The sequence below is a fragment of the Stenotrophomonas sp. YJH_SMC_29 genome, assembly GCF_059371235.1.
Window position 1 is genome coordinate 56451 of sequence record NZ_JCAFUK010000013.1, and the last position, 16248, is coordinate 72698.

The window sequence follows — 16248 nt, forward strand, 5'->3', positions numbered from 1 at the left end:
GCCGGCAACGCAGCCGTGCCGGAGGGGCGCGACATCCGCCTGTCATCTGCGGTACAAGGGGGTTCTTCACCCCACCGTCATGCCGATGTCCATCCCCACCGACGCCGATCTCAATGCCCAGTCCGCCGCGCTCGGGCAGCGCCTGCAGCAGGCTTCGCTGCAGCTGGTGACCGCCGAGAGCTGCAGTGGCGGCTGGATCGCCAAGTGCATGACCGACATCGCCGGTTCTTCGGCGTTCTTCGACTGCGGCATGGTGGTCTACAGCTACGAGGCCAAGCAGCGCCTGCTGGGCGTGCGCGCGCAGACGCTGGAGCAGTTCGGCGCGGTCAGTCGCGAAGCCGTGCTGGAGATGGTGTCCGGCGCACTGGTCAACTCCGGCGCCGGCATCGCCGTCGCGGTGACCGGCATCGCCGGCCCTGGCGGTGGCAGCCCGGACAAGCCGGTCGGCAGCGTCTGGATCGGCTGGAAGCGCCGGGGCGGCGACGCCCGCGCCGAGTTGTTCCAGTTCGACGGCGACCGCGAAGCCGTCCGCCGGCAAACCGTAGCGGCGGCATTGCGCGGTATCGACGCCCAGCTGTGACATGCTGCCCCGGTAACCGTCCGGAGCACGCATGATGTGGGAAACGCTGGGCACGGTCCGTGACCTGGGCCGACTGCAGGAAATCGCCGTTGTCCTGATCCGCTACGGCTTCGGCGACGTGGTGCGGCGCATCGGCCTGGCCACCACGCTGGAGCGGGCAGGGCGCCTGCTGCACTGGAACGAGGACCGCCAGGAACTGCTGCGGATGACCGCACCGGTGCGCGTGCGCAGCGCGATGCAGGATCTTGGCCCGACCTTCGTCAAGCTTGGCCAGGTGCTGGCAACGCGCGTCGACCTGTTGCCGCCGGAGTGGATCGCCGAGCTGTCCGAACTGCAGAACGCGGTGCCGGCCCTGCCGTACGCCGAGATCCGCGGGCAGCTCGAAGCCGACCTGGGCGCGTCGCCGGCGGAGGTATTCGCCTTCCTTGATGAAACCCCGATGGCCGCCGCCTCGCTGGCGCAGGCCCATCGCGCCCGGCTGCATGATGGTCGCGAGGTGGTGCTGAAGGTGCGGCGTCCCGGCATCCGCGACGTGGTCGAGGCCGACCTGCGGCTGCTGGCGCGGCTGGCCGAGATCGTCGAGGCCCGGTTGCCGGACCTGCGTCGCTATCGCCCGGCCGAGGTCGTGCAGCAGTTCACCGTATCGCTGCGCCGCGAGCTGGATTTCGCTGCTGAATGCCGCAATGCCGAACGCATCGCGCGCAACTTCAGCGGCCGTGACGACATACTGATTCCGAAGGTGCACTGGCAGTGGACCTGCGAGAGCCTGAACGTGCAGGACTTCGTCGAGGGCATTCCCGGCCGCGATCTGGCCGGCGTCGATGCGGCGGGCCTGGACCGGCGCGAACTGGCCCGGCGTGGCGCCGGCATCGTGCTGAAGATGGTGCTGGAGGACGGCAGCTTCCACGCCGATCCGCACCCCGGCAACATCATCTACCTGCGGGACGGCCGCATCGGCGTGATCGACTTCGGCATGGTCGGCGCGCTGTCCGAAGTGCGCCGCTTCCAGGTCGCGCAACTGCTGCACGGTCTGGTCGAGCAGGACCCGCAGGGCGTGGCGGACGTACTGCTGGACTGGGCCGGCGGCGTGGAAGTGGACGAGAACCGCCTGCAGCATGACATCAGCCAGTTCGTCGACCAGTACCGGGGCGTGCCGCTGAAGGACCTGCGCATCGGCCTGATGCTGGGCGACATCACCCAGTTGCTGCGCAGCTACAGCCTGACCCTGCCGGCGGACCTGGCCCTGATGATCAAGGCCTTCCTGACCCTGGAAGGCATGGGCCGGCAGCTGGATCCGGATTTCGACATGGCCAGCGCCGCGCGTCCGTTCCTGGAGCGGGTCGTGCTGCAGCGTTATGCCCCCAGGGCGCTGCTCAAGCGCGGCCGCCGCAGCCTGTTGGGACTGGTCGACTTCGCCGGTGAACTGCCGCGTGACCTGCGCAAGCTGGTCCAGGCGGCGCGCCGTGGTCGCCTCCAGCTGAAGGTGGAGACCACCGCGCTGCAGGGCTTCGGCGAGCAGGTGAACCGAGCCGCGAACCGGCTGGTGGTGGGCGTGATCACGGCCGCGCTGATCATCGGCTCGTCGATCGTGATGCACAGCGTCGGCGGGGTTTCCAGCCGCTGGCTGCTGGCGCTGGGCGTATGCGGATTCATCGGCGCCGGCTTCTGCGGCGTATGGATCCTGTTCTCGATCTGGAGAAGCGGCAAGCACGGCTAGCGTGCTTGCCGCGGAATCGCGCAGCGATTCCCGTAGAGCCGACCGCTGGTCGGCTGCCTTTGCCTTTGCTTTTGCTTTTGCTTTTGCCGCCCGGCCGGGCGTTCGCGCGCTCGCCGGGCATGCCCCGGCACTTGCAGATCCGAACGTTAGTAGTAATACTACTAACCATGGACCTGACCGACACCCAGCAGGCGATCCTGCAGTTGATCGCCGAGCGTATCGAGAGCGATGGCGCACCGCCGTCGCAGACTGAAATCGCACGTGCGTTCGGCTTCAAGGGCGTGCGCGCGGCCCAGTACCACCTGGAAGCCCTGGAGCAGGCCGGTGCGATCCGTCGCATCCCCGGCCAGGCCCGCGGCATCCGCCTGGTGCAGGCACCGCCGGTGGAGACGCTGGCCGAGCCGGGCCTGCCCGACAGTGTGCTGCGCCTGCCGGTGCTGGGCCGGGTCGCGGCCGGCCTGCCGATCGGCGCGGATATCGGTTCGGACGATTTCGTGGTGCTGGACCGGGTGTTCTTCTCGCCGGCGCCGGACTACCTGCTGAAGGTGCAGGGCGATTCGATGATCGACGAGGGCATCTTCGACGGCGACCTGATCGGCGTGCACCGCACCCGCGACGCCCATTCCGGGCAGATCGTGGTGGCCCGCATCGATGACGAGATCACCGTCAAGCTGCTGAAGATCGCCAAGGACCGCATCCGCCTGCTGCCGCGCAACCCCGACTACAAGCCGATCGAGGTGCTGCCCGACCAGGACTTCGCAATCGAGGGCCTCTATTGCGGCCTGCTTCGGCCCAACCGTTGACCTGTTCCATAGCGCATTACCCGCGGTCTTTTGTGGCGATTCTCTGGTTCCACTGAGGTTGGTACGGATGTCCGATAATTCTTTTCAGAGCGCCGGGCAGAATCTCAGCCTGTGCGATACGTCCGACTTAAAGTGAACCCATGGCAAAGAAGACCCCAAAAGACAGCACCCCCAACGACATGACCTCTGCAAGGACCAATACGATGGACGAGAACAAGAAGCGCGCCTTGGCTGCTGCTCTGGGCCAGATCGAGAAGCAGTTCGGCAAAGGCTCGGTGATGCGCATGGGCGACCGCGTGGTCGAGCCCGTCGAGGCCATCCCGACCGGTTCGCTGATGCTCGACATCGCACTGGGCATTGGCGGTCTGCCGAAGGGCCGTGTCGTCGAAATCTACGGGCCGGAATCCTCGGGCAAGACCACCCTGACCCTGCAGGCCATCGCCGAATGCCAGAAGATGGGCGGCACTGCGGCCTTCATCGATGCCGAGCACGCGCTGGACCCGATCTACGCCGCCAAGCTGGGCGTGAACGTGGACGACCTGCTGCTGTCGCAGCCGGATACCGGTGAGCAGGCGCTGGAAATCGCTGACATGCTGGTGCGTTCGGGTTCGGTCGACATCCTGGTGATCGACTCGGTTGCCGCGCTGACGCCGAAGGCCGAAATCGAAGGCGAGATGGGCGACCAGCTGCCGGGCCTTCAGGCCCGTCTGATGAGCCAGGCGCTGCGCAAGCTGACCGGCAACATCAAGCGCTCCAACACGCTGGTGATCTTCATCAACCAGTTGCGCATGAAGATCGGTGTGATGATGCCGGGCCAGAGCCCGGAAACCACCACCGGCGGCAACGCGCTGAAGTTCTACGCCTCGGTCCGCCTGGACATCCGCCGCATCGGCGCGATCAAGAAGGGTGACGAGATCATCGGCAACCAGACCAAGATCAAGGTCGTCAAGAACAAGCTGGCGCCCCCGTTCAAGCAGGTCATCACCGAGATCCTGTATGGCGAAGGCATCAGCCGCGAAGGCGAGCTGATCGACATGGGCGTGGATGCCAAGCTGGTCGAGAAGGCCGGTGCCTGGTACAGCTACGGTGAAGAGCGCATCGGCCAGGGCAAGGATAATGCCCGTGGCTACCTGCGCGACAACCCGACCGTTGCTGCAAAGCTCGAGGCCGAGCTTCGCGAGAAGTTCCAGCCGGCCGAAGCGGCCCGCGAGGAAGGCGACGACGAAGGCGACGACGAGTAAGGCTTGCTGTGGGGCAGGGCGGCGCCGTCAGTGACGTCGCCCTGTCCCGCAGGTTCGAATCGCCCAGGGACGGGCAGGGCGCCACGGACGGCGCCACCCTTGGAGTACCGATGTCCGACGCCGATGACATTCCCACCGGCCGCAAGCGCCGGCCGCGCGAGCAGACGCCCGTGCAACGCGCGCTGGGCCTGCTGGTCCGCCGCGAGCATTCGCGCAAGGAACTCACCCGCAAGCTGACCGCCCGCGGCATTGAAGACGAAGCCGCGCAGGCCGCTGTCGCCAAACTGACCGAAGCCGGTTGGCAGGACGACACCCGTTTCGCCGAGAACCTGGTGAGGATGCGCGCCAACACCGGTTATGGGCCGATCCATATCCGTGCCGAGCTGGGCACCCACGGCCTGGACAGTGGCGCGATTGCCGCAGCGATGGACAGCTATGAGGGCGACTGGCAGGAAAACGCCCGCGACCTGGTGCGTCGGCGCTTCGGCGAGGCGGGTCCGCAGGACCTGGCGCAGCGGCGCAAGGCCGCTGATCTGCTGGCCCGGCGGGGCTTCGACGGCGACAGCATCCGCCGCGCGACCCGCTATGACCCGGATGACTGAGACTGGCGGCGCCGGGCCTGATACCCTTTAGGTTTTCGGCGGTCCCTCGCGACCCTGGCCAACGCGGCCGGTGGTCCGGGCCCGCCGGCCCGCAGACTGCCAGCCCCCAATGAACGCATCCGCCAAATTCACGACCTCCCAGATCCGCAGCGACTTCCTTGAATTCTTCAAGGGCAAAGGCCACACCATCGTGCCGTCGGCGCCGCTGGTGCCGGGCAACGATCCGACCCTGCTGTTCACCAACTCCGGCATGGTGCAGTTCAAGGACGTGTTCCTGGGCGCGGAAAAGCGCAGCTACGTGCGTGCGGCCGACGTCCAGCGCTGCCTGCGCGCGGGCGGTAAGCACAACGACCTCGACCAGGTCGGCTACACCGCCCGCCACCACACCTTCTTCGAGATGCTGGGCAACTGGTCGTTCGGCGACTACTTCAAGAAGGACGCGATCGCCTGGGCCTGGGAGCTGCTGACCCAGGTCTGGAAGCTGCCGGCCGAGCGCCTGCTGGTCACCGTGTACCAGACCGACGACGAAGCCTACGCGCTGTGGCGCGACATGGTCGGTGTGCCGGAAGAGCGCATCGTGCGCATCGGCGACAACAAGGGCGCACCGTTCGCCTCGGACAACTTCTGGCAGATGGCCGACACCGGCCCGTGCGGCCCGTGCACCGAGATCTTCTACGACCACGGCGACCACATCGCCGGCGGTCCTCCGGGCTCCCCGGATGAAGACGGCGATCGCTTCATCGAGATCTGGAACCTCGTGTTCATGCAGTTCGACCGCCAGCCGGACGGCTCCCTGGTGCCGCTGCCGGCGCCGTGCGTGGACACCGGCATGGGCCTGGAGCGCCTGGCGGCGATCCTGCAGCACGTGCACACCAACTACGAGATCGACCTGTTCCAGGCGCTGATCCGCAAGGCCGCCGAGCTGACCGGCACCGCCGACCTGGAGAACAAGTCGCTGCGCGTGATCGCCGATCACATCCGCGCCTGCTCGTTCCTGATCGTCGACGGCGTGCTGCCGTCCAACGACGGCCGTGGCTACGTGCTGCGCCGTATCATCCGCCGCGCCCTGCGTCACGGCTGGATGCTGGGCGTGCGCCAGCCGTTCTTCAGCAAGCTGGTGCCGACCCTGGTCGAGCAGATGGGCGAGGCCTATCCGGAACTGCCGGCGGCGGTGGACACCGTCACCCGTGCGCTGCAGGCCGAGGAAGAACGTTTTGCCGAAACCCTCGATGCCGGCATGAAGATCTTCGAGGACGTGGCCGGCAAGGCCAGCAACGGCGTGATCCCGGGCGTTGACGCCTTCCGCCTGTACGACACCTACGGTTTCCCGCTCGACCTGACCCAGGACATCGCCCGCGAGCGCGACCTGACCGTCGACATCGCCGGCTTCGATGCCGCGATGGAGCAGCAGCGCGAAACCGCCCGTGCGGCCGGCAAGTTCGGCGGCGGCGTGACCCTGCCTGCCGAGCTGGTGGCGACGCTCAGCCCGACCCGCTTCCTCGGCTATGACCGCCTGCAGGCCGATGGCCTGACCGTACTGGCCCTGCTCAAGGACGGCCGTCCGGTGCAGTCGGCCGCAGCCGGGGACGCGGTCATCGTGATCACCGACCAGACGCCGTTCTATGCCGAGTCCGGCGGCCAGGTCGGCGACACGGGCGTGCTTGCTGGCAACGGCGTGCGCCTGGCAGTGGAAGACACCCAGAAATTCGCCGGCCAGTTCCATGGCCATGTCGGCACCCTGTCCGAAGGCGGCCTGAAGGTCGGCGACGTGCTCGCCGGCCAGGTCGATGGCGAGCGCCGCGGCGCCACCATCCTCAACCACTCGGCAACGCACCTGCTGCATGCCGCCCTGCGCGAAGTGCTGGGCACGCACGTGCAGCAGAAGGGCTCGCTGGTCGCTCCGGACCGCCTGCGTTTCGACTTCTCGCACTTCCAGCCGATCAGCGCGGAAGAACTGGCACTGATCGAGCGCAAGGTCAACCAGCAGGTACGCGCCAACAACGCGGCCGAAGTCCACACCATGGGCATGCAGGAAGCGCTGGACTTCGGCGCGATGGCCCTGTTCGGCGAGAAGTATGGCGAGCACGTGCGCGTGCTGAAGATGGGTGACTACTCCACCGAGCTGTGCGGTGGTACCCACGTCAACCGTACCGGCGACATCGGCCTGTTCAAGATCACCTCCGAGGGCGGTGTCTCGGCCGGCGTGCGCCGTATCGAGGCGGTCACCGGCCAGGGCGCCCTGGATTACGTGGACGCCGAGGAGGCCCGCCTGGCCGAAGCCGCCGAACTGCTCGGTGGCAGCGCCGCCGACGTGGTCGAGAAGATCCGTGCCCTCGGCCAGCGCCAGAAGCAGTTGGAGCGCGAACTGGAGGCGGTGAAGGCCAAGGTCGCCGCCGGCGCTACCGCCGACCTGTCCGGCCAGGCGGTCGAGGTTGCCGGTGTGAAGGTGCTGGCCGCCCGCCTGGAAGGCTTTGACGCCAAGGCCCTGCGCGATGCCATGGACCGCCTGAAGCAGCAGCTGGGCGACGCGGTGATCGTGCTGGCCGGCGCCCAGGACGGCAAGGCGGCCCTGGTGGCCGGCGTGAACGGCAGCGCAATGGGCAAGGTCAAGGCCGGGGAACTGTTGTCCCACATTGCCAGTCAGATCGGGGGCAAGGGCGGCGGACGCCCGGACCTCGCCCAGGGTGGTGGTGAGGACGGGCCCGCCCTTGCCACTGCGCTGGCTGCAGTCGTCGAATGGGTCAGCCCCCGCCTGTGATGAACCCGGCCGTCCCCCTCCTTGTAGGAGCGGGACGGCTGACGGTACCATTGCGAATCTTTTCCCTTTGTCGTGGTAGCGCTTCTTGACGGAGCGTCAAGCCGGTGGGGGATACCCTTCCACACGGTTCCATGGAGACTTACAAAAATGTTGATCCTGACTCGCCGCGTCGGCGAAACCCTGATGATCGGTGACTCGGTGAGCGTCACCGTGCTTGGCGTCAAGGGTAACCAGGTGCGTATCGGCATCACTGCACCGAAGGACGTCGCTGTGCACCGCGAAGAGATCTATCAGCGCATCCAGCGCGGTGACGAAGCCGGTGGCACCGGCAGCGAAAATTCTGCCGAATAACGCTTTACCTTCGCACTCGATTAACGTTATGATTCACGCCCCGCTGAGGTGCACCGCACCAGACGCGGAGAAAACCCCGGAGTGATGCCCGAGTGGCCGAAGGGGCTCCCCTGCTAAGGGAGTATAGGGTCAAAAGCTCTATCGAGGGTTCGAATCCCTCTCACTCCGCCAGATACAAAGAAGCGCCTGCAGATCCTCGATCTGCAGGCGTTTTTCTTTATGGCCGGTCTTCAGAGCCGTACCGTCACACCGACCTGGAAACCACGCCCCGGCAACGGCGCGATGTATTTCAGCGGCGAGTTGTGTGGACGCGCTTCCTCATTGAGCAGGTTGCTGCCGTTGACGAACACCTCCATGCCGGCGACGTAACTGTTGCGCACCGGAAGTTCACGGCTGACCTGCAGGTCGACCAGGTTGAATGCATCCAGCGGCACTTCTTCGCTGACGTTGCGGCCGAGGTATTTCTGCGTGCCGTAGTACGTGCTGGACAGCTGCGCCCTCCAGCCCTGGCGCTGCCACTGCAGGCTGGCACCGTAGCGGTTGGTCGGCATGTTCGGCAGGTACTCGCCATCGTTGTGGGCGCGCAGCGAATCAGGGTGATCGGCCTTGTTCTTCACCAGGTCGGCGAAGGCGGAGACGTTCAATGTGCCGTATCGACCCAGATCCAGTGCCTGCGATGCGTCGATCTCGAACCCCTTCACCGTGGTGTCGGTCTGCTTCCAGTACTTCAACGGAAGGCGGTTGGCGGTCTGCAGGCCGGAGTAGCCAAGGTAGAGATAGTTCTCGTACTTCATCCGGTAGGCGGTGGCCGACAGCTCGAAACCTCCAATGTGGAACAGGCCGGTCAGTTCGAGGTTCTTCGCGCGTTCCGGCTCCAGGTTCTGGTTGCCTTCTTCCTGGGTCATCACCGAATAGTGCGCGTTGCTGGCATACAGTTCGTTGATCTCCGGTGCGCGCTGCGAGGACGCGTAGCGCAGCTTGGCGGCGAACAAGGGGCCAAGCTCCACATAGGAACCCAGGCTGTAGCTGTTGAGCCGGTAGGCGCGATCCTGCAGTTTCGTGTTGGCGGCATTGCGCGCGGTCCTGAAGCGGCTGGGCTGAAGCGTGTGATCGGTCCGCTCATGGCGTACGCCGGCATCGAACGCGACCCAGCCGAAGTCCAGCGTTTCCTTCATGAACACCGCATTGCTGCGGGTGTCGACGTCAGGCAGGTAGCGCTGCGAGCCGCTGCCGGTGACGTCACGCGACTGGTGGCTGAAGCCGAGCAGGCCGCTGAGCGGGCCGATGCGTTGATGGCTGAGCAGCATTTCGGCCTGGGTGCTCTCGAAATCGTAGTCGTTGGCCCTGGTGGCGCCCAGCCGCTCGCCCGAGGTGTTGTCCAGCCTGGAAACCCGGAGTTCCGCACGCTCGAACCACGGCAGCGGATCGCGCAGCAGGGCTTCCAGCGCGTAGCGCTCCTGCCTGATCACCACGCCCACCGGCAGGCCGTCGGCGTAGTTCGAACCGAATGACAGGTTCTGCATCGAAAAGCCCGGCACGCCATACTCGCTGTCCTTGGCATCGATGCTGACACCGACGTAGCCGCGATCGAAGAACAGGGTCGAGCCGAAGGCCACCTGCGAGTTGCGCGCATAGCTGTTGCCCAACCGGCGGTGATAGTCGGGGGTCACGTCATTGTTGATCTGCTTCTGTACGTATGACGGCGTGCCGGCGACATAGGCCGGGTTGACCGGGTTGATATAGGTGCGGCGCTGCCAGACCGAGGTCGGGCTGTTGGTGTAGAACGAGAAATCACCATCGGCCCAGTCCGGGTTTTCGGTCATGAACTGGTCGATGTAGGGCTGCGAGGCCTTGTTGTAGATCTGCTGGACGCGTGCCTCCTTCTGGCAGCTGTCGGCCAGCGCCGAGTTGACGCCGCCGGTCGGCGGGAACAGGCGGGTGTTGCAGACGGCGGCCTTGCTGTTGCCGGGGATGTCGTAGTGCGAGATGCGCTGGCGCGAGACCTGCAGGTTGGTCGAGAGGTTGCGCTGGTTGTTGAAGTTCATGCGGAAGCCCTGCGCGTCGGCGGCATTGAAGCCCTTGCGCAAAACCAGTTCCATCGACTGGTCCTTGTCTTCCATGCTGCGCGGGATCAGGCCCGAATCGATGTCCACGCTGCCGCCGATCGCATTGCCGCCATAGCGCACGGTGTCCGAGGATTTGTTGACGGTGACGCTGCGCACGAACAGGGGATCGAATGGAATGTTGATGTCGCCGCTGATCGCGTTCATGCCGAGGATGGACTGGCCGTCCTGCAGGATCTGCACGCGATTGCCGCTGAGGCTGCGGATGACCGGGGCGCCCGCGTTCGGCCCGAAGGCACTGTTCTGCACGCCGGAGACGTGTTCGAGCAGGCCGCCGAGCGTGCGGTTCTGGGCCTGCGGATTGTCGACCGTGACCCGGCTGTCGATGCGCGAGGGCGGGGCGGCCTGGACCTGGAGGGTGGGGAGGGTGGGCGCGTCCGCAGCGTGGGCGGTGTGGACGGCGAACAGAATGGCTGAGGCAAGCAGGTGGCGACGCATGATGCGATCCGTGAAGATAAAATGAAATGTTATAACGTAACTATTTGGGTGGACAAGAAGAGGGGGCGGCGCGTGTCGCCCGCGCCTTGCGCGGCCCGCCGATGCCGTGCACGATCCCAGGCGGTGCCCCCGCCACCCGTCAATGCAGTGCCTTCTCCACTGGAACGGAGCAACGTATGAAGCTGTTGTCCGCGGTGTTGTTGTGTGCGTGCTCGCTGCCGATCGCGTCGGCACTGGCCGGGGAGGCATCCCCCTCGCCACTGCTGGGGCGCTGGTCGCTGGATACAGCGACCTCGGCATTACCCGAAGCGCAGCGCCCGAAGCGGGTGGTGCTGGAGTTCAGGGATGCCGGGGGTGGCCGCTGGAGCTCGCACGTGGACATCGTCCTGCACGACGGCAAGACCATGAAGTCCGACGGCACGTTGGCGCTGGATGGCACGCCGGGTGCCTTGTCCGGCACCTACGGCGCGGACAGGGCCAACCTGAAACTGCCGGCGCCGAATACGCTGGTGATGCAGCTGGTGGACCACGGCACGCCGGCCTCCACCCGCATCTACACGGTGGCCGATGACCACGCGACGATGACCGAGACCAAGGCGTTCTACGCCCACGACGGTACACCGATCCTGCAGACCAACCTGTTCAAGCGCATGCCGTAGCGTTGCGGTGTTCACCACGCCCGCGACGGGCGTGGTGAACACGGCTGTCTTACACTGCGGCCGGGTCGCGCTTGCCGGTGTCGATGCGGTACCTGTCGATGGCGTCCTGCATCCGCGAGCGCTCGATGCGGCCTTCGTCGGCCAGGGCCTTCAGGGCGGCCAGCACGATGAAGTGGCGATCCACTTCGAAGAACGTGCGCAGCGCTTCCCGTGTATCCGAGCGGCCGAAGCCATCGGTACCCAGCGCGATGAAGCGCCGGTCGTTGATGAAGGGGCGGATCTGGTCGACGACGATCTTCATGTAGTCGGTGGCCACCACCACCGGGCCCTCATGGCCCTGCAGGCACTGCTGCACGTAGGGTACGCGCGGTTCTTCGGCCGGATGCAGCAGGTTCCAGCGCTCAGCGGCCAGCCCGTCGCGGCGCAGTTCGGTCAGGCTGGTCGCGCTCCACACATCGCTGGCGATGCCGAAGTCCTGCTGCAGCAGGTCGGCCGCCGCTTCCACCTCGCGCAGGATCGCGCCGCTGCCCATCAGCTGCACGCGCGGCTGCGAAGCGTTGTCGGCGGCTGCCGGATGCAGCAGGTACAGGCCCTTCAGGATGCCGGCCTCGGCGCCTTCGGGCAGTGCCGGCTGCGGGTAGTTCTCGTTGAGCACGGTGATGTAGTAGTAGATGTCTTCCTGCTCGACATACATGCGGCGCAGGCCGTCGTGGATGATCACCGCCAGCTCGTAGTTGTAGGTCGGGTCGTAGGACACGCAGCTGGGGATCACCGACGACAGCACGTGGCTGTGGCCGTCGTCGTGCTGCAGGCCTTCGCCCATCAGCGTGGTACGGCCCGAGGTGGCGCCGAGCAGGAAGCCACGCGTACGCGCGTCGGCAGCGGCCCAGGCCAGGTCGCCGACGCGCTGCAGGCCGAACATCGAATAGAAGATGTAGAACGGGATCGTGGCCAGGCCATGGTTGCTGTAGGCGGTGCCGGCGGCAATCCACGAGCAGATCGCTCCGGATTCGTTGATGCCTTCCTGCAGGATCTGGCCGTCCTTGGCTTCCCTGTAATAGCTCAGCTGGCCGGCATCCTGCGGCGTGTACAGCTGGCCCAGGTAGGAGTGGATGCCGATCTGGCGGAACAGGCCTTCCATGCCGAAGGTGCGCGATTCATCGGGCACGATCGGAATCACCCGCTTGCCCAGTTCCGGGTCCTTCAGCAGGCTGGTAAGGATGCGCACGAAGCCCATGGTGGTGGACTGGCCGCGATCGCCGCTGCCCTGCAGCTGGGTGTTGAAGATCGACAGCGGCGGCAGCGGCAGCGGATCGACCTTGGCCAGGCGCGCCGGCAGCTGGCCGCCCTGGATGCGGCGGCGCCCGGCGAAGTAGGCGGCCTCGGCGCTGCCCGGCTCCGGGCGCAGGTACGGCATTTCCTCCAGCTGGTCGTCGCTGACCGGCAGGTTGAAGCGGTCGCGGAAGGCGCGCACCGCGTCGGCGCTCATCTTCTTCAGCTGGTGGTTGATGTTCTGGCCTTCGCCGGCTTCACCCATGCCGAAACCCTTGACCGTCTTGGCCAGGATCACGGTCGGGCGGCCACGGGTGTCCACTGCCTGCTGGTAGGCGGCGAACACCTTCTGCGGATCGTGGCCGCCACGTGCCAGCGCCCAGATGTCGTCGTCGCTCATGTGTGCGACCCGCTCCAGCAGCTCGGGATAGCGGCCGAAGAAATGCTCGCGCACGTAGGCGCCATTCTGCGACTTGAAGGTCTGGTAGTCGCCGTCCACGCATTCCATCATGCGCCGGCGCAGCAGGCCGTCGTGGTCCCGGGCCAGCAGGTCGTCCCAGCCACTGCCCCAGATCAGTTTGATCACGTTCCAGCCGGCCGCGCGGAAGGTGCCTTCCAGTTCCTGGATGACCTTGGCATTGCCGCGTACCGGCCCGTCCAGGCGCTGCAGGTTGCAGTTGACCACGAACACGATGTTGTCCAGCCGCTCGCGGCCGGCCAGCGAGATCGCCGCAAGCGACTCGGGCTGGTCCATCTCGCCGTCGCCGAGGAAGGCCCAGACCTTGCGCCCCTGCTGTTCTTTCAGGCCGCGGTATTCCAGGTAACGCATGTAGCGCGCCTGGTAGGCGGCGGTGAGTGGGCCCAGTCCCATCGATACGGTGGGGAACTGCCAGAACTCCGGCATCAGGCGCGGATGTGGGTATGAAGACAGGCCCTCGCGACCGGCTTCGCGGCGGAAATTGTCCATCGTTGCCGCGTCGATGCGGCCTTCCACGTAGGCGCGGCCATAGATGCCGGGTGCCGAATGGCCCTGGATGTAGATCAGGTCGCCGTCGAAGGTATCGGTGCGGCCACGGAAGAAGTGGTCGAAGCCCACGTCGTACAGCACCGCTGCCGACTGGTAGGTGGCGATGTGGCCGCCGACGTTCGAGTGCTTGCCGGCACGCAGCACCATTACCATCGCGTTCCAGCGGATCATCGCGTTCAGGCGGCGCTCGATGGCCAGGTCACCGGGGTAGGCCGGCTGGCGCTCGGGCGGGATGGTGTTGACGTAGGCGGTCCAGGCACGGGTATGCAGGTCGCCGTGCTGCTGGGCGTCCAGCTCGCTCAGCTGGTCGATGAGGTAGTGCGCGCGCGGTCGCCCGCCGGCCTGCATCACCGCCTCCAGCGATTCACGCCACTCGCGTGTTTCCAGCGGGTCGGTATCGAAGGGGATCGGGGTTGGGTTCATGGCTGTCTCCAGAGGGCGCCGGTCGGACATCCACCGGGGCGACAACACCGGCAGGGCGCACAGCACTGGAGTGGGGTCGCAACGGCGGGGCCGTGACGCGAAGGGCGACCGTGGCGGTCACCGAGAGCGCCAGCCTAGGCCCGCGCGGCCGGCGTCGATAGGCGGCGCGGGCTTGGGTCTCTGCAAAGCCGGGGTTGGCGCCGCGCGCCGTATCATCGGCAGTGCGCCGGTCGTGCCAACCGGTCAGCCCGGGAGCAGGCCGGGAAAGAACACCGGAATGATCGCCACGCCGATGGCCAGCAGGCACCAGGCAACGATGGGCAGCCAGCGCGCCAGCCGCTGGGCGGTCTCCGGCGCACGCGGGCCGGCGATCCACAGCAGCAGCGTCAGCAGCCCAAGCGCGTAGGCGAGGGCGACGACGACCGGATGCACGTGGACGACCCGGCTGGGCGGCCACATCTGCTGCTGGTAGGCCGTGGTGTGCGCAACCAGCAGCAGGAACAGCAGGCTGCTGAGGGTATTGATGGCGGTGCGTGCGTTCATTGGAGCACTCCTTGTGCGGGTCGCCGCGGTGGCGGGGGCGGCAGTCTAGCGGTTGCCCGCCGCTCGCTGAAACGCCCCTGTCATCGACGACCGTCACCCTGCGGGGCTTTCCAGCCTGCGGAGGGTTGGCCGGCCGTGAACAGCGTGAGGATCTGGGAGCAGCGCTACGAACTGCGGCGCCGGCTGCTGCGTGGCTTCTTCCTGCGCCGCGGCTCGGCCCGCGAGGATGCCGAAGACCTGGCACAGGAGGTCTACCTGCGCCTGCTGCGCAGCACCGGCGAGCACGCCGATGCGGTCGAGAATCCGGAAGCCTACCTGTTCACCGTGGCCGCCAACCTGGCGCGCGAGCATGCACGCGCACGCTCGTCGCTGCCGCCACTGGAAGACGTCGATCTGCTGGCCGAAGTATTGAAGAGCGAAGAAGACATCGAAGGCGAGTTCGAACGCGCACAGCGCTGGAACGACATCCGCAGCACCATCGAGCAGCTGCCGGCGACCACCCGGCGGGTGATGGAACTGCACTACCGCGACGGACTGGACTGCCCCGGAATCAGCCAGCAGCTGCAGGTGTCGGTGCACATGGTGCGCAAGCACATCGGCAAGGGGCTGGAAGCCTGCAGGAAGGCGCTGCGCGCCAGGGAGCGCGCATGAACCGGGATCCATCGCGGTGGCTGGACGACGAGGTCGCCCGTGAGGCGGCGCACTGGTTCCTGTGCAATCGCGAGGGAACGCTGGATGCAGCGGGACGCGCTGCGTTGCTGGAATGGATGAAGCGCTCGCCCGAGCATGTGCGCGCCTACCTGCGTGCTCTCGCGTTGCACCGGCAGGTGGGCGAGGCGCTGCAGTCGCAGGTGCCCGGAGCGTTGCCGGTGGCATCGCCGGTGTCGGCGAAGGTCGTGCCCTTGTTCGGCACTGCACCAGCGCCGACGGGCGCCACGCCACGCTACGGCCGCGCGCGCTGGAGGATGGCGGCGGCCTGCATCGGCGTTCTGGCCGCAGGCCTGCTGCCCTGGATGATGCCGAGCGAGCAGATCCATGGCACCGGTCACGCCGAACTGCGCGACCTGATGCTGCCTGACCAGACCCAGGTGCGACTGAACGCGGACAGTCGCCTGCGGGTGCGCATGGGCTGGTTCGGTCGCCAGGTGGAGCTGCTGCAGGGTGAGGCCACGTTCGACATCGCCCGCGACCGCCGTCCGTTCGAGGTGGAAGTGAACGGCCTGGAGATCCGAGACATCGGCACCGTCTTCGACGTGTCGCGACGGCTGCAGAGCACGCGCATCGGTGTGGTTTCCGGCGAGGTCGAGGTCTGGAGCCAGGGCGCGGGCGCCCGCCGCCTGGCCCAGTTGGGGCAGGGCCGGGTGGTGCAGGTCGACGCGCGCAGCCATGCGGTGGAGTCATTGGACATGCCACTGTCGATGCTGCTGGACTGGCAGCAGCGCAAAGTGTCCTTCCTTGACGAGCGCCTGGACGAAGTGGCTGCTGCCTTCAATCGGCACAACCAGGTGCAGGTACGCGTGCTGGATGAAGGCGCGGCATCGGCGCGGTTGTCCGGCAGTCTCGATGCGCATCGCATCGGTGCGCTGCAGGCCTTCCTCGAACGCGACCCGCGTTTCGTGGTGCGGCGCGAGGGCGATACGGTGCGGGTCGGCAGCCGCTGAACCCGTGTGGGCGCGGGCTGTCAGAAAAAATTCATCGAATCCGCGTTCTC

At 66.6% G+C, this 16248-nt stretch carries 13 protein-coding genes and 1 tRNA gene; 11 read left to right on the forward strand and 3 right to left on the reverse strand.

The annotated features are described in order from the left end of the window. The first annotated feature begins 85 nt into the window (after positions 1 to 85). The 8 genes from AC5P9I_RS14720 (at position 86) to AC5P9I_RS14755 (ending at position 8223) form a co-directional block, all read left to right on the forward strand. Positions 86 to 580 carry a CinA family protein gene (locus AC5P9I_RS14720; RefSeq protein ID WP_049469047.1) on the forward strand — a complete coding sequence of 165 codons (495 nt, stop codon included), beginning with the start codon at positions 86 to 88 and terminating at the stop codon, positions 578 to 580. 34 nt (positions 581 to 614) lie between these two features. Continuing rightward, positions 615 to 2297, forward strand: a complete 1683-nt coding sequence (ubiB, locus tag AC5P9I_RS14725) for a 2-polyprenylphenol 6-hydroxylase (RefSeq protein WP_049469049.1) — start codon at positions 615 to 617, stop codon at positions 2295 to 2297. A 167-nt stretch (positions 2298 to 2464) separates the two neighbouring features. After that, positions 2465 to 3100, forward strand: coding sequence for a transcriptional repressor LexA (gene lexA, locus AC5P9I_RS14730; protein ID WP_046429914.1), 636 nt, complete (start codon positions 2465 to 2467; stop codon positions 3098 to 3100). A 203-nt stretch (positions 3101 to 3303) separates the two neighbouring features. Beyond that, on the forward strand, positions 3304 to 4341 hold the full coding sequence (gene recA / locus AC5P9I_RS14735; protein ID WP_049420399.1) for a recombinase RecA: 1038 nt from the start codon (positions 3304 to 3306) through the stop codon (positions 4339 to 4341). A gap of 110 nt (positions 4342 to 4451) precedes the next feature. After that, positions 4452 to 4943: a recombination regulator RecX gene (gene recX, locus AC5P9I_RS14740; RefSeq protein WP_049469023.1), complete on the forward strand. Its 492-nt coding sequence runs from the start codon at positions 4452 to 4454 to the stop codon at positions 4941 to 4943. 109 nt (positions 4944 to 5052) lie between these two features. After that, positions 5053 to 7701, forward strand: coding sequence for an alanine--tRNA ligase (alaS, locus tag AC5P9I_RS14745; RefSeq protein ID WP_049469026.1), 2649 nt, complete (start codon positions 5053 to 5055; stop codon positions 7699 to 7701). A 147-nt stretch (positions 7702 to 7848) separates the two neighbouring features. Continuing rightward, complete coding sequence (gene csrA / locus AC5P9I_RS14750) at positions 7849 to 8052, forward strand: carbon storage regulator CsrA (protein ID WP_004152909.1); 204 nt, start codon at positions 7849 to 7851, stop codon at positions 8050 to 8052. Positions 8053 to 8130: 78 nt separating this feature from the next. Continuing rightward, positions 8131 to 8223: transfer RNA gene (locus AC5P9I_RS14755), tRNA-Ser, on the forward strand. Positions 8224 to 8282: 59 nt separating this feature from the next. Here the strand turns inward: AC5P9I_RS14755 and AC5P9I_RS14760 are convergent. Continuing rightward, positions 8283 to 10613 (reverse strand): TonB-dependent receptor, encoded by a 2331-nt coding sequence (locus tag AC5P9I_RS14760; RefSeq protein WP_187756678.1) that lies wholly within the window; start codon positions 10611 to 10613, stop codon positions 8283 to 8285. Between the two features lie 176 nt (positions 10614 to 10789). Here AC5P9I_RS14760 and AC5P9I_RS14765 point away from each other — a divergent pair, with 176 nt between their 5' ends. Next, positions 10790 to 11272: a hypothetical protein gene (locus AC5P9I_RS14765; RefSeq protein WP_049469030.1), complete on the forward strand. Its 483-nt coding sequence runs from the start codon at positions 10790 to 10792 to the stop codon at positions 11270 to 11272. Between the two features lie 49 nt (positions 11273 to 11321). Here AC5P9I_RS14765 and aceE read toward each other — a convergent pair whose 3' ends face one another. Both aceE and AC5P9I_RS14775 read right to left on the reverse strand, forming a co-directional pair. Continuing rightward, on the reverse strand, positions 11322 to 13994 hold the full coding sequence (gene aceE, locus AC5P9I_RS14770; protein ID WP_130768184.1) for a pyruvate dehydrogenase (acetyl-transferring), homodimeric type: 2673 nt from the start codon (positions 13992 to 13994) through the stop codon (positions 11322 to 11324). Positions 13995 to 14237: 243 nt separating this feature from the next. Continuing rightward, positions 14238 to 14537, reverse strand: a complete 300-nt coding sequence (locus AC5P9I_RS14775) for a hypothetical protein (RefSeq protein ID WP_049469034.1) — start codon at positions 14535 to 14537, stop codon at positions 14238 to 14240. Between the two features lie 135 nt (positions 14538 to 14672). Here AC5P9I_RS14775 and AC5P9I_RS14780 point away from each other — a divergent pair, with 135 nt between their 5' ends. Continuing rightward, positions 14673 to 15188, forward strand: a complete 516-nt coding sequence (locus AC5P9I_RS14780; protein ID WP_049469036.1) for an RNA polymerase sigma factor — start codon at positions 14673 to 14675, stop codon at positions 15186 to 15188. After that, complete coding sequence (locus AC5P9I_RS14785; protein WP_049469038.1) at positions 15185 to 16198, forward strand: FecR family protein; 1014 nt, start codon at positions 15185 to 15187, stop codon at positions 16196 to 16198. The genes AC5P9I_RS14780 and AC5P9I_RS14785 overlap by 4 nt, the downstream gene beginning before the upstream one ends. The last annotated feature ends 50 nt before the right edge of the window (positions 16199 to 16248 follow it).

What these genes read in the sequence shown, in the direction of transcription:
- alaS (WP_049469026.1), top strand. Translation starts at nt 5,053, where the DNA reads ATGAACGCATCCGCCAAATTCACGACCTCCCAGATCCGCAGCGACTTC.
- csrA (WP_004152909.1), top strand. Translation starts at nt 7,849, where the DNA reads ATGTTGATCCTGACTCGCCGCGTCGGCGAAACCCTGATGATCGGTGAC.
- ubiB (WP_049469049.1), top strand. Translation starts at nt 615, where the DNA reads ATGTGGGAAACGCTGGGCACGGTCCGTGACCTGGGCCGACTGCAGGAA.
- AC5P9I_RS14765 (WP_049469030.1), top strand. Translation starts at nt 10,790, where the DNA reads ATGAAGCTGTTGTCCGCGGTGTTGTTGTGTGCGTGCTCGCTGCCGATC.
- recA (WP_049420399.1), top strand. Translation starts at nt 3,304, where the DNA reads ATGGACGAGAACAAGAAGCGCGCCTTGGCTGCTGCTCTGGGCCAGATC.
- AC5P9I_RS14760 (WP_187756678.1), bottom strand. Translation starts at nt 10,613, where the DNA reads ATGCGTCGCCACCTGCTTGCCTCAGCCATTCTGTTCGCCGTCCACACC.
- aceE (WP_130768184.1), bottom strand. Translation starts at nt 13,994, where the DNA reads ATGAACCCAACCCCGATCCCCTTCGATACCGACCCGCTGGAAACACGC.
- lexA (WP_046429914.1), top strand. Translation starts at nt 2,465, where the DNA reads ATGGACCTGACCGACACCCAGCAGGCGATCCTGCAGTTGATCGCCGAG.
- AC5P9I_RS14720 (WP_049469047.1), top strand. Translation starts at nt 86, where the DNA reads ATGTCCATCCCCACCGACGCCGATCTCAATGCCCAGTCCGCCGCGCTC.
- recX (WP_049469023.1), top strand. Translation starts at nt 4,452, where the DNA reads ATGTCCGACGCCGATGACATTCCCACCGGCCGCAAGCGCCGGCCGCGC.
- AC5P9I_RS14775 (WP_049469034.1), bottom strand. Translation starts at nt 14,537, where the DNA reads ATGAACGCACGCACCGCCATCAATACCCTCAGCAGCCTGCTGTTCCTG.
- AC5P9I_RS14785 (WP_049469038.1), top strand. Translation starts at nt 15,185, where the DNA reads ATGAACCGGGATCCATCGCGGTGGCTGGACGACGAGGTCGCCCGTGAG.